The 24,257-nt window shown below is 62.1% G+C and carries 20 protein-coding genes; 7 read left to right on the top strand and 13 right to left on the bottom strand.

Translation table 11 applies throughout. The features are described from left to right. The first annotated feature begins 141 nt into the window (after positions 1-141). Positions 142-1,062 carry a universal stress protein gene (locus FYK55_RS18925; RefSeq protein ID WP_235908808.1) on the top strand — a complete coding sequence of 307 codons (921 nt, stop codon included), beginning with the start codon at positions 142-144 and terminating at the stop codon, positions 1,060-1,062. 98 nt (positions 1,063-1,160) lie between these two features. After that, entirely contained in the window at positions 1,161-1,538 is a 378-nt protein-coding gene (locus tag FYK55_RS18920) for a hypothetical protein (protein ID WP_150078015.1), read from the top strand. A gap of 177 nt (positions 1,539-1,715) precedes the next feature. Here the strand turns inward: FYK55_RS18920 and FYK55_RS18915 are convergent, their stop codons facing one another. After that, positions 1,716-2,474 carry a hypothetical protein gene (locus FYK55_RS18915; RefSeq protein ID WP_150078014.1) on the bottom strand — a complete coding sequence of 253 codons (759 nt, stop codon included), beginning with the start codon at positions 2,472-2,474 and terminating at the stop codon, positions 1,716-1,718. 157 nt (positions 2,475-2,631) lie between these two features. Between FYK55_RS18915 and FYK55_RS18910 the strand changes: the two genes are divergently transcribed. Further along, entirely contained in the window at positions 2,632-2,937 is a 306-nt protein-coding gene (locus FYK55_RS18910) for a Trm112 family protein (RefSeq protein WP_150078013.1), read from the top strand. A gap of 32 nt (positions 2,938-2,969) precedes the next feature. Here FYK55_RS18910 and FYK55_RS18905 read toward each other — a convergent pair whose 3' ends face one another. From FYK55_RS18905 to FYK55_RS18875, 7 genes are all read right to left on the bottom strand, one after another. Then, complete coding sequence (locus FYK55_RS18905; RefSeq protein ID WP_150078012.1) at positions 2,970-4,280, bottom strand: M20 family metallopeptidase; 1,311 nt, start codon at positions 4,278-4,280, stop codon at positions 2,970-2,972. A 12-nt stretch (positions 4,281-4,292) separates the two neighbouring features. Beyond that, positions 4,293-5,975 carry a hypothetical protein gene (locus FYK55_RS18900; protein WP_150078011.1) on the bottom strand — a complete coding sequence of 561 codons (1,683 nt, stop codon included), beginning with the start codon at positions 5,973-5,975 and terminating at the stop codon, positions 4,293-4,295. 47 nt (positions 5,976-6,022) lie between these two features. Then, positions 6,023-6,955: a type III pantothenate kinase gene (locus tag FYK55_RS18895; protein ID WP_161604624.1), complete on the bottom strand. Its 933-nt coding sequence runs from the start codon at positions 6,953-6,955 to the stop codon at positions 6,023-6,025. After that, positions 6,952-8,142 (bottom strand): GTPase ObgE, encoded by a 1,191-nt coding sequence (gene obgE, locus FYK55_RS18890; RefSeq protein ID WP_150078009.1) that lies wholly within the window; start codon positions 8,140-8,142, stop codon positions 6,952-6,954. The genes FYK55_RS18895 and obgE overlap by 4 nt, the downstream gene beginning before the upstream one ends. Positions 8,143-8,376: 234 nt before the next feature. Beyond that, the gene (locus FYK55_RS18885) at positions 8,377-8,934 is read right to left on the bottom strand and encodes a DinB family protein (protein ID WP_150078008.1); all 558 of its coding nucleotides are present in this window, start codon (positions 8,932-8,934) and stop codon (positions 8,377-8,379) included. 137 nt (positions 8,935-9,071) lie between these two features. Continuing rightward, the gene (locus tag FYK55_RS18880; RefSeq protein ID WP_150078007.1) at positions 9,072-9,839 is read right to left on the bottom strand and encodes an alpha/beta hydrolase; all 768 of its coding nucleotides are present in this window, start codon (positions 9,837-9,839) and stop codon (positions 9,072-9,074) included. A gap of 248 nt (positions 9,840-10,087) precedes the next feature. After that, complete coding sequence (locus tag FYK55_RS18875; RefSeq protein WP_150078006.1) at positions 10,088-11,398, bottom strand: Gfo/Idh/MocA family protein; 1,311 nt, start codon at positions 11,396-11,398, stop codon at positions 10,088-10,090. A gap of 241 nt (positions 11,399-11,639) precedes the next feature. Here FYK55_RS18875 and FYK55_RS18870 point away from each other — a divergent pair, with 241 nt between their 5' ends. Further along, positions 11,640-11,957, top strand: coding sequence for a hypothetical protein (locus FYK55_RS18870; RefSeq protein ID WP_235908807.1), 318 nt, complete (start codon positions 11,640-11,642; stop codon positions 11,955-11,957). Positions 11,958-12,136: 179 nt separating this feature from the next. Here FYK55_RS18870 and FYK55_RS18865 read toward each other — a convergent pair whose 3' ends face one another. Together FYK55_RS18865 and FYK55_RS18860 are read right to left on the bottom strand one after the other, a co-directional pair. After that, positions 12,137-13,210: an SAM-dependent methyltransferase gene (locus FYK55_RS18865; protein ID WP_150078005.1), complete on the bottom strand. Its 1,074-nt coding sequence runs from the start codon at positions 13,208-13,210 to the stop codon at positions 12,137-12,139. A gap of 75 nt (positions 13,211-13,285) precedes the next feature. Then, on the bottom strand, positions 13,286-14,794 hold the full coding sequence (locus FYK55_RS18860) for an amidohydrolase family protein (protein ID WP_201743746.1): 1,509 nt from the start codon (positions 14,792-14,794) through the stop codon (positions 13,286-13,288). 77 nt (positions 14,795-14,871) lie between these two features. Here FYK55_RS18860 and FYK55_RS18855 point away from each other — a divergent pair, with 77 nt between their 5' ends. Next, entirely contained in the window at positions 14,872-17,328 is a 2,457-nt protein-coding gene (locus FYK55_RS18855; protein ID WP_235908806.1) for a protein kinase domain-containing protein, read from the top strand. 226 nt (positions 17,329-17,554) lie between these two features. On the opposite strand, the gene FYK55_RS18850 is transcribed toward FYK55_RS18855, so the two are convergent. Further along, positions 17,555-18,016: an FHA domain-containing protein gene (locus FYK55_RS18850; RefSeq protein WP_235908805.1), complete on the bottom strand. Its 462-nt coding sequence runs from the start codon at positions 18,014-18,016 to the stop codon at positions 17,555-17,557. A 92-nt stretch (positions 18,017-18,108) separates the two neighbouring features. Here FYK55_RS18850 and FYK55_RS18845 point away from each other — a divergent pair, with 92 nt between their 5' ends. Further along, a complete protein-coding gene (locus tag FYK55_RS18845; RefSeq protein ID WP_150078003.1) occupies positions 18,109-19,188 on the top strand; it encodes a TIGR01212 family radical SAM protein in 1,080 nt (359 codons plus the stop codon). Here the strand turns inward: FYK55_RS18845 and FYK55_RS18840 are convergent. Then, positions 19,185-20,495: a hypothetical protein gene (locus FYK55_RS18840; protein ID WP_150078002.1), complete on the bottom strand. Its 1,311-nt coding sequence runs from the start codon at positions 20,493-20,495 to the stop codon at positions 19,185-19,187. The genes FYK55_RS18845 and FYK55_RS18840 overlap by 4 nt on opposite strands. A gap of 124 nt (positions 20,496-20,619) precedes the next feature. On the opposite strand from FYK55_RS18840, the gene FYK55_RS18835 reads away from it, so the two are divergent. Then, a complete protein-coding gene (locus tag FYK55_RS18835; protein WP_235908804.1) occupies positions 20,620-22,191 on the top strand; it encodes a sulfatase family protein in 1,572 nt (523 codons plus the stop codon). Positions 22,192-22,435: 244 nt separating this feature from the next. Here FYK55_RS18835 and ilvB read toward each other — a convergent pair whose 3' ends face one another. Next, positions 22,436-24,214: a biosynthetic-type acetolactate synthase large subunit gene (ilvB, locus tag FYK55_RS18830; RefSeq protein WP_235908803.1), complete on the bottom strand. Its 1,779-nt coding sequence runs from the start codon at positions 24,212-24,214 to the stop codon at positions 22,436-22,438. Positions 24,215-24,257: the final 43 nt, after the last annotated feature.

Genomic DNA, 24,257 nt, shown 5'->3' with positions numbered 1-24,257 from the left:
GGGAGGACCGAGCCGACCTGTCCTCCGTGCCGTTGCCAGGTGGCTTCGCTCTCTGTCCGCTTTCCCTCGCGATTAGTCCCCTTTGTCATGTCTGAAGCGGAGTCCCACGAACTCGACCGCGAAGTCGACGCATCGATGCGGATGTTTGAAAAATCCCAGGTCGGTCCCTCGGCGGCCCTCACGCCGATTCAGCCCTCTCGGGTGCTGTTGGTGCTGGACGGTTCCGACCAGGATGAAACCGGGATTCAGACCGCCGCCACCCTTCGGGAACGATTCAACGTGGAAACGCTGTTGTTGGACGCTCGCGAAGCCCATCGGGTTGGCGAGGACGGTTTGCAACACGACCCGGCAATCCTGGATGACTTGACCACACCGGTCGTCAACCGCGTTTCCGGATCCCGCCCAATCGAACGTGCCGACGGCGACGCCTACGAAGCCATCCTGATCGCGTTGGCAACGCACGCCGTGGATTTGTTGGTCGTGCCGTGTCCGTTCGGCCGCGATTTCGAGAAGGTCGGCACGGGCAGTGCCGGGACCGTGATCGACGTGCTGCTATCTCGCTGTCCCTGTCCGATGTTGGTGGTCCGACGTAGCGACCAGCCGTTGGGTGCGTGCACCCACTTGGTATCGGTCGTCGTGGGTGCGGAATGCGATGTCGAAAACAAGGCCGCGGCCTGGGCCTTTGGACTTTCGGATGAATCCGCGACGGTCACCCTGAATCTGGTCGTCGAAAAGGAGCAGTACGAGAACATCCGATCGATTGTCGAAGCGCTTTCACCGGACGCAAAACTGGATTCGGCATCCTTCGCCGAAGCGATGACCAAGACACACCAAACGTTGCACGGGACGATGGCGAAGACCGCTTCGGAATTGGGCAAGACATATCACCTGCGGCCGCAGGCTGGCGAGGTCGCACCGCCGAACCCGTTGCAGAATCGCGACAAGATGCTGGTGGTTTTGCCGTTGGAGGTGGATGACCGGTACGGTCAAGGGTTCGTTCAGGATAGAATTCGCCGCAGCCCGCACCCGGTGCTGGTGGTGCCCAGCCACGTGCCGGAATGAGCCCGCATCGATTGGAATCACGGAAGCACGTGTCCCGACGGTCGCATCGACGGCCCCACCGCGATCCATCCGCCCTCCCCAGCTGACCGAGTCCCACCATGACGCCCGCGAACGTGAGCCTGCTGAACGCCCTCGTCTTGATCGTGGTCGGACTGGCAGGCTATGTGACCTCCGAGACGCCTTCCAAAACCGCGTTCATTCCGGTGGTGTTCGGTGGCATTCTGTTGATCTTGAATCCCGGGGTCCGCAAGAAGAACAAGACCGTCGCGCACGTGGCGGTCCTGGCCACGCTCTTGATTTTGCTTGGCCTGATCATGCCGCTCAAAGGTGCGATCGGCCGCGGCGATGGAGCCGCGATCGCCCGTGTCAGCTTGATGCTGCTGACGACCCTGGTGGCGATGGTCGTGTTCGTGCGAAGCTTCATCCAAGCTCGCCGGGAGAAAACGTCCGCCGATCCGCCGCCGAACGCCGATTGAGCCAAACGGCGATTGAGCCCGAACACCGATTCAGCCCGCGGGACGCCGGGCCCGTGCACGCCGACGCCTTTGCGAATCCGATGCCGCTCCGCCAGGATTCGGCGGGCGGCACTGCGTGGCTGATCCGCGCGTCTGAGATCCGCGCGGCTGATCCGCGTGAGAGCTTGCCGTCGAAGCCTACCGCCACGTCGAAGTGGGCGGGGCGGTGGCGATGCCCACGCCGCTGACACCAGGCGTCAGCGGAGATCCGAGGTGTCCCGCCGGAATCAACACATTGGTCGCCATCCCGCTTTGGTTCGAATTTCGCATCGGCGGTTCGCTCGCGGTGTGTCCCTGAGTTTGATTCAGGGAGGCGATCGGAGTGCCCGATTCCAGCGGTTGCAGGCGGGCGGCCACGGACGAATCGATGGACGATCCGGTGCTGGGGTGCGGCATCACGCGTGCGATCGGTTCATAGTCGACGTGTTGCTGGCTTTCGTAGCGAACCACGTTGTGCGGCACTTCGACCGTCCGCTTTTCGGGCACCCAACGCGTTTGCGTCGTGGTGCGATTGACGACTTCGCTACGTGCTTCCCAGTGGGTTTCCGGGATTTGCTGGTACGACACGGTGGGCTGGCGAAACAGGTTCCAGCGCCCTTCCACTTGGGGGCGCCATTTCATCGAGGTGACAGGGATGTAGGATGTGCGGAATTCCGGTTTGGTTTCGACCACGGTCTCCGGTCGGTACACCGTTTGTTCCTGACGCTCGATCCGTTGATCGACGACGGGACGTTGCACGTTGCGGAGGATCTTGCGATAGACGATCCCCGTGGCGGGGTCGGTGTGCAGATCCGCGGAGGCGTTTTGGGCATGGGCCGAGCCCGTGGCGGCCGAACCGGCTGCAAGCAAAAAGCACAGTGCCGATGCCCGAACCGTTTGCAGTTTGTAGACGTTCATAATCATGCTCCCCGCCGACGACAGTCCTTTACGGCGTGATGGTTCCGTCTGAAAAGAAGATGAGAGTCCCGACGCGTCCTGATCGGCACCCGTCTCTGTTCCAGCATCGGTCATCCAACCGGACGACTCGAACAATACATCGCAGCTGCCGAAAAATATGATTGACCCCACCATCCTCCGTCTGATTCAGTGCCCCCTCGATGGGCAGGCCCTGCAGCTGGCGTCTCCCGTGGTGATCACGACTCTCAACCAGTTGATTGCCACGAAAAGCTTGCGCGATCGGACCGATCAGCTGGTCACCGACTCCTTGGACGCCGGATTGATCACCCAAGACGGTGCTCGTTTGTATCCCATTCGAGGCGGGATTCCGACGCTGGTGGTCGACGGTGCCATCGAGCTTTCGGGGGTCGAAACGCTCCAGTCAGCCAACGTCGCACCTGCTAAGTCCGACGACGAAACCTGATCGCCAGCCGGGTGCGATCGGTCGGGGGCGGTTCAGTCGTTGGCCACGCACCAGGTGCGCACGGCCTGCTCGAAACAACGGATGCCACGCCGCAACTGATCCAACGAGATCCATTCGTCGGTGGTGTGCGCCTGGTGGATACTGCCCGGACCAAACACGATGCGTCGCCGAAGTTCGGTGAGGACGCCGCCATCGGTGGCGTAGCACACGGTGCGCGCCGTGGTGCCGGCCAGACCGACCAACTGCTTCACGTCTCCGTCGGACGGATCGGTCCACAATGGATCACAGCCGTCGATGGGGTGAAAAGACAGGCCCAATCTCTCCGCCTCTTGTTGGGCTTCCGCAACCAAATCCGAACCGCTGATTCCGGGCATCGTTCGCAAGCTGACCCAGGCGTCACTGTGTTCCGGCGTGATGTTGATCACGTTGCTGTGATCGCTGACGCCAAAGTTGTACGACAACGTTGGCGGATCAAACCGCGTGTCTTGCAGATCGATGGAGCTGCGGGTGCGGTGGCACTGTTCCAGCAGATGATTCAACATCGGCACCATCCGTTCGTTCGCATTCAGCCCGTCGTCGTAGGCGCTGTGGCCCGCGCGGCCGCGGCTGCGAATGCGGAAGCCACAAATGCCTTTGTGCGCATACACGACGTCCAATTCCGTCGGTTCGCCGATCAGGCAAATCGGTTGGGCTTGAACCAATTCGCGATACGCGGGGCAATGCCGCGCGACATGCTTCGCCCCCTCAAATCCGATCTCTTCATCCGCCGTGCAGACGATCCAGATGGGTGCGACTTGTTGCGACGGATTGATTCGGGCAACGGCGGTCAGCATCGCGGCCAGGGAGCCCTTCATGTCGCAGGCGCCACGTCCGTAAACTCGATCGTCGCGCACGACGGGCTGGAATGCCGCGGGATTTCCCGGAGTGGCTGGTGTCGCAACGATCGACGCAGTCCATGCAGCGTCGTTCGATGCCAGGGGAGCCGGTCCGGTCCACTCGTCGGCTGGCACCACGTCGGTGTGGCAGAAATAGGCCAGCCCTCCGGTCGCAGTTACCGAATCAAGGTCAGGGTCATCGCCTGCGGAAGGATTCACGGCCGGTGGCGTCGTCATCGGCGGTGAATCCATCGCCGGGTGGCGAACGGCGACCAGATTGCACTTGCTGATGCCCCGGCCGTCTGTGTAGCCGGTTCGAGACACCGAGAAGCCCAATCCGGTCAGCTGCCGGGCGACCCAATCGGTGATCGCTTCATTGCTGGTGGAACTGACCGACGGAAACGCAATCAATTGGTTCAGCGTCGCAATTGCCGACTGAAGCGAGCCGTCGGCTGAATGGTCGTCCATGTTGTCCGGTGTCTACTGCGAGAAAATGTCTCTTGCGACCTGCTGAAGTATCTCCGTGTCGACGGTCTCAAGTTTTCCGTCGACGGTGGTGAGCATCTGGAAGGCATCGTCGCGATACTCTTCCGGCGTATCGGAACGAACCAGGCGATAGAGTGCCCGGCCCGCGATTGTATCGGGCTGATCAAGGGACACGGAGAAATCGGCGATGACTTCCGACATTCGCGGCGGCATCTCATCGATCATGTACGTCTTGCTCTTGCGGTCGTATTGGATCGAAAGGGATTGCTCGGTGACTTCTGTGACGATCACTGGGAAATCCTCAGCCAAATCAAACGTGTTGCCCGTGGTCAGTGTCTGCAATCCACGTTGAACGGCACCGCGATAGTACAAAGCCAAGTCGGCGATATCGTAAAGAGCTCGAGCATGTTTGGCTTGTTCGGCCGTCAGGTCTCGTTTTTCCAAAGATTCCGCCGCAGCTTTCATGCGCGACCAATCGGCTTCCCGAATCAGTTGCTCGACCGCCGCAATGGCCTGCTGGTTCGCTTGCACTTCGGCCGGGGCCGGCTGTGAGGAATCCGGCATGGAGGGTTCCGGTTGCGTACCGGTAACCATTCCGGCGGCCCCGTCCGGATCGGTCATCGGAGCATCGTTCATCATCGACGGATCCGAATCGGGAACCGTCGGCTGAAACGTTTGGGGAAGGTTGTTCTCGCCAGTCGAATCGTTTTGGCCGTCGCCCGGCATCGGGAACATCGACAAATCATTGGAATCGGGTGAGTTGGCATTCGGACCGTCCGTTGAGTTTTGCAACGGATCGACGGCGGATAACCCGCTGCCCTCGGCTGGCCGTTCTTCGGGATCGGCCATTCCGGTCGTCGGAGCGTCATTCAAAATGCCGTCCGACAGTGGCTTGGTCGGCGTCGTCGCGGCCACCTCGCGGTCGCGCACCGGCGGAGGATCGGCGACGACGATGCCACGGCCGCTGCGACCGCCTTCGCCGTTGAGCGCAAATTGGCCGCCTTGGCTCTGGTACCAGAACAGGCCGACCACGGCTCCCAGCATCGCCAGGACAAAGAAGCCGAACAGAAACATTCCGGACTTCTTCTTGCGCCGACTTCGGGCGACGGTCCGTCGCGGCGCCGACCAGCTGGGGACGTTGGCGGAACCCTGATGAGCCGCCGGCGCCGGGGCGGCCTGGGACGAAACGCCAGTTGATGGAGCAGTCGTGGACGGCGTCACGCTCGGGGGCGTGCCCAGCGGCGGAGTCCCCAACACGGCGGCGACCGAGCGTTGGGGCGCTTGCGACGTGGAATCGGCGGACGGCTTCGGCGCCGATCGAGCCAGCGGGTTGGTCGGAGGCAGGATCCCGGCCAACGGATCTTCGGGTTCGCCCGGTGCGGGGGGGCTGCCCGCAGACGTCTCGGCAACGATTCCGAACCGCGCGTCCAGTTCGCGCTTTCGTTGGGGATCTTCCAGCAACTTTCGCGAAGCTTCAGCCAGTTTTGCGGCCCGCTTCCAGAGCTCCGGCTGACATTCCGACCGGGCTGCTTTTAAACGCTGGTAGACTATTTGAATCGCTGCGTTGATCTTCGCGGAATCGGATTCGCCCGCTGACAGCCCAAACACCTGGTAGGGATGCGGTCTGCCGACGTCGTCGGGAATCGGAAGCAGGTCGGAGAGTTTGTTGACAGACATCTTGATGGAACGGTGCGCCTCGACGGATGGCCGATTGGGGGCCACCGTCATTCTAGCCCACCGCAACCCGTTTGGCATTTTCGCCACGCCAAGTCGAACAAGCCGCGGCAAACCAGTCCGGGAAGCAGCACATGCTCGACTCTCAAGAACCCCGAAATGGCGGCAGCGTCGCCGCCGGTCAGCACGATTTGCGGAACTCGTCCGGATGCGTCCGTTTTGACACTCGTGCGGGCATAGTCGACGGCCAGACGCTCAATTCCGCCGCAAATGCCGGCCATCACCCCGCGCCGGATCGCTTGTTGGGTGTTCTTGCCGGGCCCAAGAACATCGATGTTGGGCTGTACATCGATGTTGGGCTGCCGGTCGGCGGCGACGTGGGAACCGCCTTCGATCGAGCTGCCGAACGAGCTGCCGAACGTCGGTTCGATGCCTTCGGTGCCATTTGCCAAGGCGGCAAGCTGCAGTCGGATGCCCGGCAGGATGGCCCCCCCATGAAACGTGCTCGCATCGGAGGGGCCGCCCGAAACCCAATCGATGGTCACGGCCGAACCGGCATCGACGATGACCAGCGGACGCGGAAAGCGCAGCGACGCCGCGTAGGCTCCAATCAATCGATCGATGCCCACGCGATCGGGGAAATCGACCTCGATCTCCATCGGAATCGCCCGATGGTCAATCGCGTGCCATTGAAAGCTGGCGAATTGCTCAGCCACGCAACGCTGCAACGGTTGGCTGGCCGCGCGGTTGACGGTGGACACCCACCAGGTGATATCATCGCCCGCGACATGCTGTCGGACCCAGCGGCAGACACCCGTCGTCCAATCACTTTGATCCAGCGAGATGGTTCGCAGCCGTTGGCCGGGCCCGCCGGAGAACGCCGTGATGTCGTCGACCTCTGGCTTCGGCGGCTCCTGTCCGATCGCGATCTTGGCAGCCGAGTTGCCGACATCGACGGCGACAATCGTGTGCTTCCCACTCACGGCTTTCGCCGCCCGTCGCTTTGAGAAGAGGCGTCTGGCGGGAGCGATTCGGCTTCAAAGTCTTTGGCCTGCATCTCGTTGGACAGTTGCGCCGTCGGGCCGGCAAGGTGCGGCGGCGTCTTGCGTTTTTTGCCTCGCTCGGGCGCCGGTGTTTCGCGAAGCTCCGGCACGGCTTCGCCCGCATCGATCAACGCTTGTCGGCGTTCATCCACCTGATCCATGATCGCTTCTTTCAGCTCGTCCAGACCCTGGCCGGTCATGGAGCTGATCAGGTAAACCGGTCGGTTGGTTTCCTGGTGAAGCCGTTCGGCAACCTGCGTTGCCGCGGGCAGTTCGCACTTGGTCACCACAATGATCTCATCGCGATCGGCAAGCTGTTGATCGTACTGGGCCAGTTCGCTGCGGATCGCCAGGTAGTTGGCTACCGGCTCGGTCTGATCGGTCGGCTCGGGTTCGACCAGATGCACCAGCAGGCCGGCGCGTTCGATGTGTCGCAAGAATTCGTGGCCCAACCCGACGCCGTCGCTCGCCCCTTCAATCAGTCCCGGAATGTCGGCCAGTACGAACGATCGTTGCATGTCCAGATCGACGATTCCCAGGTTGGGGTGCTTGGTCGTGAAAGGATAATCGGCGATCTCCGGACGGGCGCTGGTGATCCGGCTGAGCAGGGTGCTCTTGCCGGCGTTCGGTTTACCGACCAGTCCCACGTCAGCGATCGATTTCAATTCCAGGATCACGGAGCGTGATTCGCCGTCTTCGCCGCGGGTGTGCTCGCGCGGTGCCTGGTTGGTGCTGGATTTGAAGTGGGCGTTGCCTTTGCCGCCCTTGCCGCCGCGGGCAACGACAAATGACTCGCCGTGTGACTTCAGGTCCTTGATCACGAACCCCTGTTCGGCGTCGATCACCGTGGTCCCGGGAGGAACGTACAGTACCTGGTCATTGCCCTTGCGACCATGCCGCATCGATCCCTGACCGGGTTGCCCCTTGGGCGCGTGAAAGAACCTGCGGTTAGCGTAGGCGGCCAGCGAATTAACGCCCAGCTTGGCTTCCAGGATCAAGCTGCCGCCGTGCCCCCCGTCGCCACCATCGGGGCCACCCCGGGGCACGTACTTTTCGCGGCGCATGCTGAAACAACCGTCGCCTCCGCGGCCGGCGTGAAGTTCGATTTGGACGCGGTCAACAAACATCGCAAACGGTTCAATGGCAAAAGGACGTTGACACCGGTGCCGGTGAAAAGCGAGACATCAGGACAGCCGTTGCAACAGCCGGCGGAACGCAAGGCGGTCTGGCGACCAAAGGGGGACCTTGGCACGCGGGGGACCTGCACGCGGTCGCCCGACCGGTCGGGGCACCCGAAGCGAATCGGCCATCCCCCCACGGCAAATCGGTCCAGCTCGGCAAACCAGCCGGCCGGGAACGGCTCACTCTATCATGACCGGGCCGCGGGTCGCAGTGACCCCACAGCGCATTTCAACGATTTCGAAGTGATGCTGGAGGTGGCCGGCCGCCAGCCACGCCAAGGTCCGAACCGTGGCTCGGTTCCCGGCCACGGTTCCGGTAGCGTCCCAGGCATGCGGCGTCAGACGTGTCAGCAGGGCCACGTTCGCTTTTCGCAACTCACCGAGTTCGGCCACCAGATGCGAGAAGTTGCCCAGCCCGAAACGGCTGTCCGCCGAAACGTTTTCGTCCCAGGCCGGCAGATCGGGGCCGCTGCCATCGGCCAGGCACATCATCCGATAGCCGTACATCCGCTCGGCGTTGGCGACATGTTCGAAGACCTGTCGGACGGTCCAGCGATAGGGCGCGTGAACCCGGTCGACCTGCTCGGTGCTCAGGCTGCTAGCCAGTTCGCAGATCCAGAACAATTGACCTCGCAGAACTTCCACCGCGCAGCTGCCTTCCACGCGTCCGATCAGTTCGCCGTGATAGGGCAGTTCAAATTCGCTTGGATCGGGGCGTCGGCTGGCAACGTGATTCATCGGCGGTCACTTGCGGGAGAACAGGTTGGTCGGGTGGGAGGATCAGGGCCAAGCCGGGCCGTCGGCGTCAGCATACTCAGTGCGGCGATGGGACGTCCGAGCTCGGTTCCCGGGGAACCTTGTCAGCCTGGGCGTGTTCAGGCGAGCGACCGCAGGGTCTGCGCGGTTGCGACAATGGAATCCAGGTCGATCGTGTGCGGTCCCTCAAAGGAATGGAATTCGGCGTCGATCCCAGCGGCGCCCAACAAGTCACGCAAGCGTTCGGCCGAAGAGTAGGGCAGGATGGGATCGATTGTCCCATGTGACTGGTAGACGCGGGTGTGTTCCAATCGCTTCAGCGCCGCCGTCCATTTCGCTTGGCAGATGACGGTTCCGGAAAACTGCATCAAGTAATCCGGCGCCGGAATCTCACCGCGGAGCGCCGTATCCATCGTCAGCATCGCACCTTGCGAGAAACCACCGATGGCCAGCGGCGTTTTGGCTTCCCGGCCGCCCGACGTTTCGGACATTTCTCCCAGGGCAGCGTTGATCAGTTCCGTCAACGCCTCGCGGGCCTGATCGATGCCCGGCGGCGTTTCCTGGTGAAGTTGGTCGAATCGTCGCGCCTGCACTGCCTCCATCAGTCGGGCCATGTTCAGTGGCCACCAGGCGCGGCCATCCGGCATTCCCAATTCGGCCAATGAATGCGGCGCGATGGGGCACACGAAGCGGAATCGGGATGCGGCATCACCGAGCAGTTGCACCCATTCAGCCACGATCCCCATCATGTCGGTGCCGGGGGCCCCGTATCCGTGACACAGCACCACCAGACCTCGACCGGACCCGGCTCGGGCCGAGCCCTCATCGGCGGGGTCAATCACATAGCTGTCCAGAGACCCGTAACGGACTTTTCGGGGATGGATCATGGAAGGTCGATTCAAGGATGGGGCGCGGTAAGGGGCGACAGTCTAACGGCGATACCGCGTTCGCAGTAGAACCGCCAGAACGGCGGTCCCGGTGGCGACATCGGTCGGTAGGTCGCTGCCGCGCGAACCTTCGTCCGTCCGACGTCGACGGTCGGCCGACAGAAAGACGGTCCGCCATCAACGAGCAACGCCGCCCGTTTCGGAGAACGAGCGGCGTTGCGAATCATGTCAGAGGCGTTTGGATCACGTTACGCGAACGGGTCGTACTCGCCGGGAACCGGAACCGGGTACTTTCCATCGGGACCGGGGACGACCGGGGGAGGCGTTTGCAACGTGTACTCGTCGATTCCGGGCGACAGGTTCTTTCCGTTCTCCATCAATTCGTCCCAGCGAATGACCTTGCCGCTGTAGCAGGCTTCGCGACCCAGGATCGCGGTGAACGTCGAAAGCGCGCCGTATTCGCCTTCGTTGTAGATCTCGCCCCGCATCAGGGCTTCGATCAGGTCGTGTTGCTCCTGCTGGTGGCCTTGCTGGCGTTTGGACCGGTCAAAGCTCCATTCGGAGTCGTTGGCGTTGATCCGGGCGCCGGAGACATCAGCGGTGCCCTTGGTGCCGTGGGCGTATTCGGCGACCTGGTTCCAACCACCCTTCAAGTGACGACCCTGGCTGTACATCTTGCTGCCGTCGGCGAAGGTGTACTCACAGAACGTGTGGTCGAAGATCTGGCTCTTGGTGGCGTCCCCGTCAAGCCGCTGGCCGCGTCCACCCATGCCGTTGCACTCGACCGGGTATTCGCCCTTGAGCCAGCAACCGACGTCCAGGTTGTGGATGTGTTGTTCACAGATCTGGTCACCGGAAAGCCAGTTGAAGTGGTACCAGTTGTTGCACTGGAAGCCCATTTCGGTCTGGTCGGGAGTGCGGTTTCGGTACCAGATGCCGCCGCCGTTCCAATACACCCGCAACGTGATCAAATCGCCGATGGCCCCGTCATGAATGCGGCCGACCGTTTCCAGGTACTGTGCTTCGTGGCGCCGTTGCAGACCGATGCCGACCATCAGGTTTTTCTGTTTCGACTCTTCGACACTTTTCAGCACGCGACGCACGCCGGGAGCATCCGATGCCACGGGCTTTTCCATGAAGATGTGCTTGCCAGCGTTGACCGCCGCTTCGAATTGTTGCGGCTTGAACCCGGGCGGAGTCGCGATGATGACCAGGTCACAGTCGACATCCATGATCTTCTTGTAAGCGTCCAAGCCGACAAACTTGCGATCGGCCGGCACATCCACCTTGCCTTCGTTACGACGCGACAGGTTTTGGATCGCGGAAGACGCCTTGCCGTCAAACGCGTCGGCAACCGCGACCAGTTTGGTGTTGCCCTTGGTGTTGAAAATGTTTTGCGAAGCGCCTTGTCCCCGGCCTCCACAGCCGATCAGGGCGAACTTGATTTCATCGTCGCCTGCCGCGTGGGCGGTGCGGGCGATCGTGCTGGTCAGCGTCGCACCGGCCGCTGCTGCGGTCGTGGATTTCAGAAAATTACGTCGGCTTGGATGGTTTTCCATCGGAAAGATCCTTTCGGCAGTCTCGTCCCGGCCGGAGGCGATCGAACCATTTCGATCACAGTCCGCCGAGCGGTGGGGAAGTAGAATTGGTGGGCTAAAACAAAACCGGTCGCTATTGTAGAGCGAAACGCGCCCGTTTTGACTTCTTACGGCGTGTTTTCCGGGAAGGTTTTTGCCATCGCCCCAGTTTAACAGACGAATTCTTCGCCCAGGTCGGGGCTGAACTCATCGGTATGCCGTCATGACTGACTTGAATCCGGACGACAAGTTTTCTCCAAACGGTTCGTTGCCTGTCGATTCGGGTGACGTCCCCGTCCCCGCGTTTCGGTGCGTGGTGTATGTCTCGCGCGAGGGGGCGCAGTTCAAAGGCCGGGTGGCCAATCTTCCCGGCATCGAAGCGACCGGCAACGACCAACGTGAATTGCTCGGCCGCATCGTGCCGCAGTTCAAATCGGCGGTTTCACAATCGCTCGCTGACGGCAATCAACCCGCGTGGATCGACCCGCCGATGGAAAAGCTGCCGTCGGAACAAAAACTTTTTTTGCCAGTCCACCTGTAGCCCGTCCATCTGTAGCCTGTGCATCTCTGCAACGCGTTGCAGGTTGGGTGCGCCGCGACCCGCTCGACATCACAAATTCGATGTAGCCGCCGTCGCCAGACGGCGGGAACGTTGAAAATGCGACGCTCTGGTGAGCGTGGCTACGTTCGAGTTTCGGCCAGAGCCCTGCTGACGCCCGCTCAACGCAGCCGAATGGCCAGGCAAACTTCGCAACGGTTGCGAGCCAATTGACGGACCTGGACGTCGATCGGATGCCACTGCTGGATCCGATCGATCCACTCGGGAATCTTTTCGGCGGCGGAATAGTCGCCCAATTTCATCGTCAACAGCATGCCTTTCACACTGCAATCTCGGTGGCTGACGATGTGGTGGATGGTCGTGAGGGTCTTTTCCGGTTTGACGTTCGAATCGGCCAGCAGCCATTGAACCCCGCGGAATTCTTTGCGGGGCAGGTCGCCGGCCCGCGCACGGAGATGTTTGAATCGAGGGTGCTGGGCAATTCGCGGGTCCATCTCGGCAGGATCGATGCCGATCACACGCAATCCCAACTCCAACAACCGCCCACAGGCTCCGCCCGGGGCGCTGCCGATTTCCGCGGCCAGATCCCCGGGTGCCATTTCGAAGCCGCTCCAGGTGATCGCTTCGGCCGCCTTGTAGTAGGCCCGCGAGATCGGTTCGTGCAACGGATCGATCGGCTGCACGCCGCCCGGCCAACGCGTCGCCCAGGTCGACGCTTCGTGCCAGCCGACGAACCAGTCCGATGGGTCGACCAACACGACATCCAGGATTCGTTGACCCGGCTCGGCGATGCGATTCGGGCCATCACTGCGCAGCCATTGACCGGCCAACGCTTGATCAATTTGATCGGCGACCAGTTTGGAGACTTCATCGATACCGGGTTCGAAATCGAATTTCCCGATCGGGACTCGATCGCGCGGCCAAACATGAAGCTGATCGAACGGGACCACCGCTGGGAATCGTTCTGCCAGCAGGTCTTTGAGCCCCTGGACCTGTTCTGCTGCGTCGGCGTTTTTCAGATGGCCCAGCGAGTGCGAGGCGGTGCGGATGAAAACTCCCGAAGGCAGTTTGGCGGGGCCGTCATGCTTTGCCGTCACGAAGCCCGGTCGTGAGAACGCCAGCCGCCAACCTTGGTCGGCAATCGACGTTTTCACCACGCCTTCGGCGCCGTGGGCGCAGCACAGCATCGCGAACGTGGGGTCGGGGAACGCCGAGGGATCGGCAGCATCGTTCATGCGATTGATCTTCAAGCAAGGGGCGAATCGGAACGCGCGATTTGAATAGGAGTGGCGAATCGATTCCCGACGCGTTCAGCGGTCGGTGGCGTCCGGTTTGGCTGACGCGGGGACGGCGCCGGCCGAGGAGTGCTGCGATTCGGCAGCTGTCTGCCGCCAGGCACGCAGCCGGGGCGCGATGCCCGGAATCAACTTGGCCGCGTTTTCGTGGTAGAGCTTGCGCAGCACTTCCGGCGGCAGATCGACGCCGTAGATTTGCCACAAGCCCTGCGGCGGCGGAACCTTCTCGCTGTAGGGGAACGATTCGTCACGGGTTTCAAAGAACCGCCAATAGAGTCGCAGACGTGTTTCGGGCCAAGGCCCGTCGGTGCCGAACAACAAACGGTCCTGGTAACGGATCAAAAAGTCACGCGCCGTGAACGGTTGGCGTCCCAGTTCGCCGATTCTTGATGCCGGCTCGATCCACAGATTGGGATACTCATCCAGCCACCGGCCAACGGTCTCCAGGTCTTCGGCGCTGTTAGCAATGTGCGCGCCGATGAATCGGGTCTTCGGATGCTTGGCGATGACACGATTTCGGGCGGCCAGCAACTCCTCGCGTGACGGAAACTCGTCGCCATAGAAGCTCCAGTCGGGATGACGGCTGAGCTCTTCCCAACGTTCGTTGGTTTCATCGATCGGTTCAAAGAAGGCGGCCGGGTCGGCGGTGTGAATGATGACCGGCAGCCCCAATTCACCGCACTTTTCCCAAATGGGGTCCCACCGCGGGTCGTCAATCTTGATCAGGGTGCCGTCGGGGTTTCGGTATCCCAGCCCGAAGCGCTTGAACAGTTTCAACCCGCTGATCCCGCGTTTGGCCGCCCGCTCCAGAGCTTCGGCCGTCCGCTGGGCAAAACCTTCGCGGTGACACGGCCACAACGCCGGTTCGTCCATCGGTGCGTTGCCGCGCCAATTGACGTTGGCAAACACCGCGAAGCGGTCGCGGTGGCGGGACCACAGGTACTCCATGTGGTGGTCCAGCTGGTCACCCAGCTTGCCGTCCAGCGAGACGCACACGGCAATGTTGTTGCGATCCATCAGTTGCACGAAATCGTCCAATGCCTGCTCACTGTCCCGCATTCGATAATGCAGATGGGTGTGGACATCCACCACGGGCATCGCCGCCGCTTGTCGCGGGTGTTCGGCGACGACCAGTTGTGACTTGGGGCGAAAGTTTCTCAGCAGCAACTCGCGGCCGTCGCGACCGTTTAGCAATTCCAACTGTTCCGGGGTCGGCGGGGGGACGTTGCCCGAGCCCGTCGCCGAGGTAGGTTCCGTCGTCGAGGGCGGTTCCGACGAGGACTGTTCCGACGAGGACTGTTCCGACGAGGACTGTTCCGACGAGGACTGTTCCGACGAGGACTGTTCCGACGAGGTCGACGGGGGCGGCTGGGCCGGTAAGACTTGGGCCGAGGCAGCCGCCACCACCGTGATGAACGCCAGCCGGCGAATCCCGGTCAAGCTCCATCGGGTGCACCGGTCGCGGTGCCCGCGTGGCGGTACAATTTGGAACAGAGAGCCGCGGATCGAGGCGATCCGTAACATGATGCCATCAAGCATTGGGACCAATACGAGCAGTGCGTCGCGAACACGAGCAATGCGTAGCGAGTTAGGACGACGGAGTGAACAACGAGGATCTGACGCAGCAGCAAACCGAAAACGCTCAGTCGACCAGCAAAAAGCTGTCGATGCAAGCGACCACGCCGCCTGCCGATGTTCCCGGGTACCGCCTGGAACGATTCCTCGGTAGCGGTGCTTTCGGTCAAGTTTGGGTCGGCCGCGACTTGAACACCGGCCGTCCGGTTGCCGTGAAGTTTTTCCTGCACCGCGGCGGGGTCAACTGGTCGCTCCTGAGCCACGAAGTCAAGAATCTGGTCCAACTGTCGGCCGACCGGCACGTGGTCCAGGTGCTGGAAGTCGGATGGGATGCCGACACACCGTTTTACGTGATGGAACTGGTCACCGGTGGTTCGCTGGAGGAAATGTTGGAGCGCCGCGGGGCCCTGCCGATCGACGAGGCGGTCGATCTGTTCCGCCGCATCTGCGTGGGACTCAACCACAGCCACAGCAAGGGGGTGCTGCATTGCGATCTGAAGCCGGCCAACATCCTGTTGGGAGAGGACAACGAGCCTCGCCTGGCCGACTTTGGGCAAAGCCGGATGACACACGATCAGACGCCGGCGCTGGGGACGCTGTTCTACATGGCCCCCGAACAGGCCGATCTGGGATCCACCCCGTCCAGCGGATGGGACGTGTACGCCGCCGGAGCCATCTTGTACCGCATGTTGACCGGCGGACCGCCCTATCGCGACGATTCCATTGTCGAACAGTTGGACACGGCCGGATCGTTGCCCAAGCGATTGGAACGATATCGCGAGTCCATTCAGAGCGCTATGCCGCCCTCGCGGCACACGCAGCGTTCGGGCGTCGATCGCCCGCTGTCTCGCATCGTCAGCCGTTGCCTTGCCGCCGACCCTGCCGATCGGTTCACCAACGTCCAGGAGATACTGCAACAGCTCGATCGCCGCGCCGAAGCGAGGGCCCGACGCCCGTTGGTGGTGCTGGGCATTCTCGGGCCGCTGTTGCTGTTGTTGGCCACCGGGGTCTTCGCCAAACGCACGATCGACCAGGCCAGCGCCAGCACGATGCAGGCGCTGCGGACCGAAGCGTTCAGCAGCAATCAGTTGGCCGCCAAGTTTGCCGCGCGGACCTTGGAACACGAACTGGAACGTTACTTTCGGCTGTGCCGTGATGAGATGGGTCGGCAAGCGTTCCGCGAACGTCTCCGTGCCGCCTTGGAAGATGACGGCGTGCGTCGCGATCTGAAAATGATCGCCGACCAGGGGAACAGCTTGCTGGCCGGGAACATGACGCAGACCCGGGATCGCTTGCTGGACCGTCCGGCCAGGAAAGCACTGGACCGTTACTTGGAAACCTCGCTGGCAAAGTATGTCAACGCACCGCCGGGGTCGCGGACGCCGCAGTTGGCCACGATGTTTGTGACCGACGCATCGGGCACGATCATGGGCATCGCCTACGACGACCCGGTTCCTCGAAGCCAGAACAGTGCCGGCCGCAATTTTGCCTACCGGACGTACTATCACGGGGGCAAAAACGACTTGCCCCGTGACACGCCGATGGCATCAATCGAGCCGCTGAAGGAAATGCACCTTTCTTCGGCGTTCCAGTCCACCGCCACGGGGCTGTGGAAGGTCGCCATCAGCGCTCCGATTCATCTGGGCGAGGATACCTCGGGCCCACCCGATGCCGTGTTCGTCGCGACCATCAACCTGGGTGATTTCGAACTGTTGCAGGGAGATTCGGGATCCAATCAGGTCGCGGTGCTGGTGGAAGCCCGCGAAGGACCGATGCGTGGGACCGTGTTGCAGCACCCGTACATGGATCAGCGATTGCTGGACGGTCGCGCCTACGCGGGCGAGAAATACCAGGTGGATCAGGATCTGCTTCGCGAACTGCTCTCCGGCGGCGACGTTGACTACCGTGATCCGGTCGCCATTGCCGAGGGTGCGGAGGCTTACCAGGGGGACTGGATTGCCGCCATGCAGCCGGTCGATGTTCCGCGCGAGGTCGAAGTGCGGATGTCGGGTGACGATGACATCGAAGCGGAGCGTCCCTGGGCGCTTTCGGGAAACCAGGCCGACCTGATGGTGCTGGTGCAATACCGTCTGAGCAAGGTGTTCGCCCCCGTCGGCGCCATGCGGGCCAGCCTGCTTTGGGAAGGGGCCGCGGCGCTCGCTTCGATCCTGCTGGTCAGCGGCACCCTGTGGTTCTTCGTGCGACGCAACGGGGAAGACCGTCGGCGTCGATCGCGACACCCAGTCCCACTCTCTGGTGGCGCAATCGGTGGAGCGCCCGGCGGTGGACCGGACGACACGACCGAGCCGCTGGCCGGTGGTCCCAGGCACCGAGGCGCGTCGGGCGACCGGTCGAATCCGCCACCGCCCGCGACCAATCGCGCGGCGGCAACGCCGCGCCGACCCTCCAGCGGGATGACCGAAACACTTCACTCGGGTGACCCGGCTGAGAAGCCCACCGATGGGGCCGAATCGGATCGCTGAGCATCGCCTCGGATCGCTGAGCATCGCCTGGATTCCGTGAACACCGTCACGGTGCGTGGACGCGACGATTAGCTCACGACGGATCGCCGCCCCGTGGGTTGCCCGCAAAAGCGTGAAAGAAAACGCAAAGCAGCCACCATCTGGCGACGGAGGCTGCCTTGATTCACGTCATTGAACCGAGTTGGTCAGCGGATTGTCGCTTCCGCGTCGATCATCGATAGCCCTTTCATTCGGGCTTTTTGTTGCTAAAACGCTGTTTGTCGTCTCGCTTGCTGAGCCCCGCGCGGTCCATCAGCGAGCTGCGCATCAATTCGTCCATGTACTCGTCATCTGCCGGCGGAGGTCCGTAGGCGCCCAGGGTTTGCGGGTCGTATTCGACCAGGTACTCGTGCCGCGCGATGGCCAGCTTGCACTTGGGGTCCAATCGCTTGCGAATCACCGGTCGCCCGTCCACCTTGATCCCGTTCCGGCTGTTCAGGTCACGGATGAACCAGTAGCCGTGTTCGAGCGAGAGCCGGCAGTGCTGGCCGGAGACGTTGGAGAATTTCAGCTGGATGTCGGATTCGGCGCGACGGCCGACCAATAAACGGTCTTTCATCAAAGGAATCGGATCGCCGCCGCCGGTGGGCGTCAGCTGGCCGTAGGGACCGGCGAAGTCCAGGTCTTCGTCGTCGTCGTAATAATTCACCGTTGTCCTCGTGGGAGATGGTGCAAAGGTTCACTTGCTTGGATTAGCCTTCCCAGTATCAATCCCCCCCATTATTCCCGCAACAATCTTTCGTGACAAATCCGGAATCTGACGATCGTCTCGCCTGGAAAGGCGAAGGATTGCCCTTCAATGCCTTCGGGGCGTCGCTGCGACGGCGATTCGGAGGGCGGATCCAGCGGGTCAGCATCGACGCAGGGTTCACTTGCCCCAACGTCGACGGAGCCGTGGCTCGCGGAGGCTGCAATTTTTGCGACAACCGCTCGTTCAGCCCGTCCCGCCGGGTGCGTTTAAAACGTGTCAGCGAGCAGTTGACCGCGGGGATCGAGAGTGTCCGTCGACGCTACAAGCAGGTCGCGGGCTTTTTGGCCTATTTCCAACCAGCGACCAACACCTACGCCCCGGTCGACCAGCTGGAAGAAGTCTTTCGCCTGGCACTGGCCCAACACCCGGAAATCGTGGGGCTGGCGATCGGAACCCGGCCCGACTGCGTTCCCGACAGCGTGCTGGAGTTGCTCGAAGCGTTGGCGCAGGACCACGACGTTTCGCTGGAATTCGGCATGCAGACGATGCACCAGCCCGGGTTGGATTGGATGAACCGGGCGCACACGCACGAGCACATGATCAATGCGATCGACCGCAGCCGGGGACGTGGGTTCGAATGTTGCGCGCACATCATTCTGGGGATCCCCGGTGAAACCCATGCGATGATGATGCAGACGGCCGACGAGGTGGCTCGGTTGGGATTCGATGCGATCAAACTGCACAACCTGTACGCCGTCGAGGGCACACCGATGGCTCGCGACGTTCACAGCGGTGCGGTCACCATGATGGGCCAGCGAGAGTACGTCCGCACCGTGGTCGACTTCCTGCAACGTCTTCCACCGACGATGGTCGTCGAACGGATCAGCGGTGATGCGCCGCCAAAGTACTTGATCGCTCCCCAATGGTGCCTGAAAAAATCCGTCCTGAAACGCGAGATCGAACAAGAGTTTGCTGACCGCGAAACCTGTCAGGGATCGGACTACCGCGGAACGTTGCCCACCGTCGATGACCGGCCCAGGCCGATCGACAATACGCCGGCGACCATCCGAGCCCAGATCGATGTTCGCGGGCGTCTGCCGGTATTGAAAATCGAGGGTCACACCGTTTAAGTGGCCCACCGTCCGACCACGCTGATCGGGAATGGCCAACGGTTGCCTGCGGCCTCCTGGGGATGGCGGACGAACAAACGAACGTCATCGCGCGAGAACCGGCTGAGATCCAAATCGCCCAGCATTCGCCACTCGCGTTCCGCCGTCCAGTCGAACGTGGTTCCCCGAGCTTGAAATCGGTACTGGTCCGATGGGGCCAGCGTCGCTCGTTCGCCCTGGTCTCCGTAGAGGACCGGCCGAAGTCCCGCCCGCCGGGCGGCGCTCGTCCGAATTGCGACGCCGTAGGGCTCGTAATCCCAGCGATGAAGGTGCGGACGGTAGCGGCGATCTGATAGCAAGGATGCCAGGGAACGTTCGGAGAAGCAGACCACGGGCCAACGTCGATTGGTGGCCAGCGCACATCCGACCAACCGGCGCACGCGGGCGATACGCCGCAATGAATCCAGTGGCGATCCCGCCAAGCAGCCCGAATCATCTCGATCGGCCAGCAGCAGACTGTCGCGATGTTGCTGTTCGCTCTGGCCGGGCCAAGGGCCTTGCCGGCCGCGTGTGCAATGCACAAGCCATCGCCCGTCCGTGCACGCCCAATCCGGATCAACGATCGCAGGCGACACGGAGTCAACAGCCGTCGGTGTGTCGTCGATCTCGCCCCCGACGTCGGCTGGACGGTTGTCCGTGAGGGGCGAGCGCGTGTTCGAGAGGTACCAACCGATGGCGCCGCGCCGCATCAGTTCTCGCGCGGCAACCTGCGCGCGTGATGCCACGTTCGGCGAGTGGATGGCCACGCGGGTGGTCGCCGGTGGGCCATGCTTCAATCTTCTCCGCAACGACGCGTCGATATTGCCACCGGGTCGGGCAAGGACGCAATCCACGCGATCGCCCAGCGCCGCCACGACGGCGTCTCGACCGATCGGCCGATGCATGCGAACAAACACTTTGGCCGAATCCGTGTCCCGATCGTCGATCCGTTCGTCCGCCGCCAATACCTGGACACCAATGGAGGGCACGGCGAACAGTTCCGCGGCCCGATCGGCCCAGGACTCCACCGCCGATCCCGCCGCGATCAAAATCACGTGGCCGCAGTGTCTCGCCTGCAGCACCGACCGGCTGATGTACCGACAAACCTCCGCGTGCAATGAGACCGATTTACCTAGATGACTGGACGTGATCGCCACCCAGGTGCGATTCTCCAACGCGGCCGCCAACGGATTCCCAAACAGTTCGACGTCAAATTCAAATGCTGGCAATGCGTGTCGGTTGCATAACCGAACCGCGTGCCCCATCGCAGCGACCGAGTTTTCGTCCATCAAAATCTGCCCCCCAAGCAATGCAGCTGCCGTCGACAGACGGGGTTGAGCTGCATTTTTCACGCTCAGTTGAGCGCCGCCACCTCAAAGCGGCGCTGTCCAGTTAAGCTACACGAACCGTTTCATGCGGCTCCCCGCTTCGGCACCGCTCCGCCCCGATCGCACCTCCCCCACCTCCGATTGGATCGCCATGATCTCGCCACGCTTCGGTCGTCTCGCTCTTGCTCCCCTCCTGATCATGCTGGTCGGGTCGGTCGGATCCGCCGCACCTCCCAACGTCATCTTTTTTATAGCGGATGACGTCAGCTGGAACGACTTCGGCTGCTACGGTAATCAAGCTGCCCGGACACCCAACATCGATCGTTTGGCGGAAAACGGTATTCGTTTCGACCAGGCCTACCTGACGGCCAGCAGTTGCAGCCCGTCACGAAGCAGCATCATCACGGGTCGCTATCCGCACAACAACGGCAAGGCGGCCGAACTGCACCAGCCGATTTCGGTGCACTTGCCGTGGTTTCCTGAACGATTACGCCAAGCCGGCTACTACACCGCCCTGTCTGGCAAGCATCACATGACGTCGACTGAGCCGGGTGAAGGCCAGTCCGGTCGCCCCACGGCATTTGATCACGTCGATGCCGGACGCGTGAAAGGGAATTCCGGAGGCTCGGCAAACTGGTTGCAGGTGACGCAGCAGCGTCCCAAGGATCAACCGTTCTTCTTTTGGTTCGCCTCCTACGACGCCCACCGCGGATGGGACGGCGACGGGCAATGGAACGAACAGGCGTACGGTCCGATCCATCGTCCCGCCGATGTGGTCGTGCCGCCGTTCCTGTCGGATGACCCGCAGACACGCGAGGATCTGGCGTCGTACTACAACGAAGTCACGCGATTTGATTACCACATCGGAGTGGTCGTCGAGGAACTTCGTCGCCAGGGCGTTTTGGATCAAACGTTGCTGTTCGTCCTGGCGGACAACGGTCGTCCTTTTCCGCGCGCCAAAACACGCCTGCATGACTCCGGCATGAAGACGGCCCTGGTTGCCCATTGGCCCGACGGCATCGCTTGGACGGGAGCCAGCGACCAGCTGGTCAGCGTGATTGATTTGGCGCCGACGGTCCTGTCGGTGGCCGGCTGCGAGATCCCGGAAACCTTCCAGGGCGTCTCGATGGTTCCGCTGCTGAAAGATCCCCAGGCGTCGATTCGTCGCTATGCGTTTTCGGAACACAACTGGCACGACTACGAAGCGTTCGGTCGCGGCGTCCGTGACGGGCGGTTTCTGCTGGTCTTCAACCAGCGAGTCAGTCTGCCCTGGCAGGGGCCTGCCGACTCGGTTCGCAGTCCATCCCACCAAAGGCTGCGAGCATTGCAACAGAGTGGCAAATTGACTGCTGCCCAAGCCGACGTGTTTCTGGCCCCGCGTCCCGCGGTGGCCTTGTATGACACGCAAAACGATCCGAACCAATTGGTGAATCTGGCCGGAAGCGAACCTTTTGCCGAAGTCGAAGAGCGACTGGTCGGCGTGTTGGAACGTTGGATGGAGGAAACGGGCGATAGCGTTCCGGACAAGTTGTCGCCCGACACCTTCGATCGCCAGACGGGCGAGCGGCTTCCCAAACGGTCGATCGATGCCGAGGGTGCGATGACGCCCGGTGAAGACCGCGGCGCCGACCAGATCAACGCTCCCGGGCCACGTTAGTCGCCCTTCCATTCTGGCTTCGCAGCCTTCACCCTCCCTCCGGGAGGGTCGCGGAGGAGCTCGCGACGACGCGGGGAGGGGACGTCCGGCGCTTTTGATTTCAGCCGGTTCTTGACGACACCCTCCCCAAAGGCTCGTGCCTCGCCTTTGACCCTCCCGGAGGGAGGGTGAATTTCAGAAAAACAAGTCTTTTCCTGGCTCGGAAGCTGCACGACCTTCTCGCGGGAGCCGGCGGGGCCGACGGCTATTTCAGGATCATGTCATCGACGGTCATGCCGCCGGGGATCATCGGCAAAACGTGCTCTTGGTAAGGCACTTCGACGTCCAACAGGTAGGGACCGGGGTGCTCGATCATTTCGCGGATCGCACCCTCCAGGTCGCCTTTCTTCTTGACCGTTGCGGCGCCGCATCCGTAGCCCTTGGCGATCTGGACGAAGTCCGGATAGCGTTCACTGGCATACGCAAACCGTTCGGCCTGACTGGCGCCGGCGGCCTCGCTGTGTCGGATCGGCCCCAGGTACGTGTGGGCACGGTTGCGATCCATGAAACGGTCTTCCCATTGCACCACCATTCCCAGGTGCTGGTTGTTCAGCAAGAAAACCTTGACCGGCAATTCTTCGCAGAAGCAGGTGGCCAGTTCCTGGATGTTCATTTGGAAACTGCCGTCGCCATCGATGTCGATCACCAGGGAGTTGGGCAGGGCCGCCTGCACGCCCATTGCGGCCGGCAAGCCAAAGCCCATCGTGCCCAGGCCGCTGCTGCTGTGCCAGGTGCGGGGCCGGCGGAACTTGTAGAACTGTGCCGCCCACATCTGGTGCTGGCCCACGCCCACGGTGATTTGGGCGTCCATGTCGGCCGTGATGTCGCTGAGCGTCTTGATGGCGTGCTGCTGCAAGATGCCATCAAAATCCTGGTCGTACTGGAAGGGATACTTCTTCTTCAGCTCCCGGCAGTGCTCGCGCCACGGATCGATGTCCGTTCGCGAAACCATTTTGTTCAGCTCGGTCAGCACTTGCTTGACGTCGCCGCGGACGGGGATGTGCGCTTCCTTGTTCTTGTTCAGTTCGGATCCGTCGATGTCCACGTGAATGATCTTGGCGTCCTTGGCAAACGCTTCCACCTTGCCAGTCACGCGATCATCAAAACGCACGCCCAAGGCGATCAGCAGGTCGCAGTCCCGGACGGCGTAGTTGGCGTACGCGGCACCGTGCATGCCCAGCCAGTCCATGGAATTATCGTCGTCGGGCGAGACGGCACCGATGCCCATGATGGTGGTCACCGTGGGGATACCGGTCTTGCTGATGAACTCACGCAGCTCTTCGCTGGCGTTGCCCAGGATGATTCCGCCGCCGGCATAAATCACCGGGCGACGGGCCAGTTTGATGGCCGCCCCGATTTGGCGGATGGTTTCGCTGGGGACGGCCGGCGGAGCGGACTCGTAGCCGGGAAGCTGCATCGGGGGATCCAGATCGACATTGGTGGTGTCGCTCAGCTGCACGTCCTTGGGCATGTCGATCAACACCGGTCCCGGGCGTCCCGAGCTGGCGATGTGGAACGCCTCTTTCATCACCCGTGGCAGGTCACGAATGTGGGTGACCAGGTAGTGGTGTTTGGTGATTCCGCGGCAGATCTCCGCCATCGGCGTTTCTTGAAAAGCGTCCGAGCCGATCGCTTTGGTGGGAACCTGGGCGGTGATGCACAGCATCGGGATGCTGTCCAGCTTCGCGTCGGCGATGGCAGTGACCAGGTTGGTCGCACCCGGACCGCTGGTCGCCATCACCACGCCGACCCGCCCGGTTGCCCGCGCGTATCCCTGAGCGGCAAACGCTCCACCCTGCTCGTGTCGCGGCAAGATGGTCCGGATCGAATCGCCGAAACGGGTCAGCGCCTGGTGGAGGGGCATGCTGGCACCACCGGGGTACGCAAACAGGACATCAACCCCGTGATCTACCAGTGATTTGACAAGGATGTCGGCTCCGGTCATCACGCGATTTTCAGTGTTTGCAGCTTTTGCGGTGCTCATGGGTGGGAAACAGCTAGGACAAAATGAAACGGGGAAACATCGA

This window comes from Roseiconus nitratireducens (assembly GCF_008629675.1).
In the GTDB taxonomy this organism is placed as follows: Bacteria; Planctomycetota; Planctomycetia; order Pirellulales; family Pirellulaceae; genus Stieleria; species Stieleria nitratireducens.
Note: the sequence above shows the minus strand (reverse complement) of the source record. Positions and strands in the feature narration are given on the sequence as shown.

Coding starts and splice junctions, on each gene's coding strand:
- FYK55_RS18900 (WP_150078011.1), bottom strand. CDS start 5,975: ATGTCTGTCAACAAACTCTCCGACCTGCTTCCGATTCCCGACGACGTC.
- FYK55_RS18925 (WP_235908808.1), top strand. CDS start 142: ATGTTTGAAAAATCCCAGGTCGGTCCCTCGGCGGCCCTCACGCCGATT.
- FYK55_RS18875 (WP_150078006.1), bottom strand. CDS start 11,398: ATGGAAAACCATCCAAGCCGACGTAATTTTCTGAAATCCACGACCGCA.
- FYK55_RS18840 (WP_150078002.1), bottom strand. CDS start 20,495: ATGGACGAAAACTCGGTCGCTGCGATGGGGCACGCGGTTCGGTTATGC.
- obgE (WP_150078009.1), bottom strand. CDS start 8,142: ATGTTTGTTGACCGCGTCCAAATCGAACTTCACGCCGGCCGCGGAGGC.
- FYK55_RS18920 (WP_150078015.1), top strand. CDS start 1,161: ATGACGCCCGCGAACGTGAGCCTGCTGAACGCCCTCGTCTTGATCGTG.
- FYK55_RS18865 (WP_150078005.1), bottom strand. CDS start 13,210: ATGAACGATGCTGCCGATCCCTCGGCGTTCCCCGACCCCACGTTCGCG.
- FYK55_RS18915 (WP_150078014.1), bottom strand. CDS start 2,474: ATGAACGTCTACAAACTGCAAACGGTTCGGGCATCGGCACTGTGCTTT.
- FYK55_RS18870 (WP_235908807.1), top strand. CDS start 11,640: ATGACTGACTTGAATCCGGACGACAAGTTTTCTCCAAACGGTTCGTTG.
- ilvB (WP_235908803.1), bottom strand. CDS start 24,214: ATGAGCACCGCAAAAGCTGCAAACACTGAAAATCGCGTGATGACCGGA.
- FYK55_RS18835 (WP_235908804.1), top strand. CDS start 20,620: ATGCGGCTCCCCGCTTCGGCACCGCTCCGCCCCGATCGCACCTCCCCC.
- FYK55_RS18880 (WP_150078007.1), bottom strand. CDS start 9,839: ATGATCCATCCCCGAAAAGTCCGTTACGGGTCTCTGGACAGCTATGTG.
- FYK55_RS18860 (WP_201743746.1), bottom strand. CDS start 14,794: ATGTTACGGATCGCCTCGATCCGCGGCTCTCTGTTCCAAATTGTACCG.
- FYK55_RS18910 (WP_150078013.1), top strand. CDS start 2,632: ATGATTGACCCCACCATCCTCCGTCTGATTCAGTGCCCCCTCGATGGG.
- FYK55_RS18885 (WP_150078008.1), bottom strand. CDS start 8,934: ATGAATCACGTTGCCAGCCGACGCCCCGATCCAAGCGAATTTGAACTG.
- FYK55_RS18905 (WP_150078012.1), bottom strand. CDS start 4,280: ATGGACGACCATTCAGCCGACGGCTCGCTTCAGTCGGCAATTGCGACG.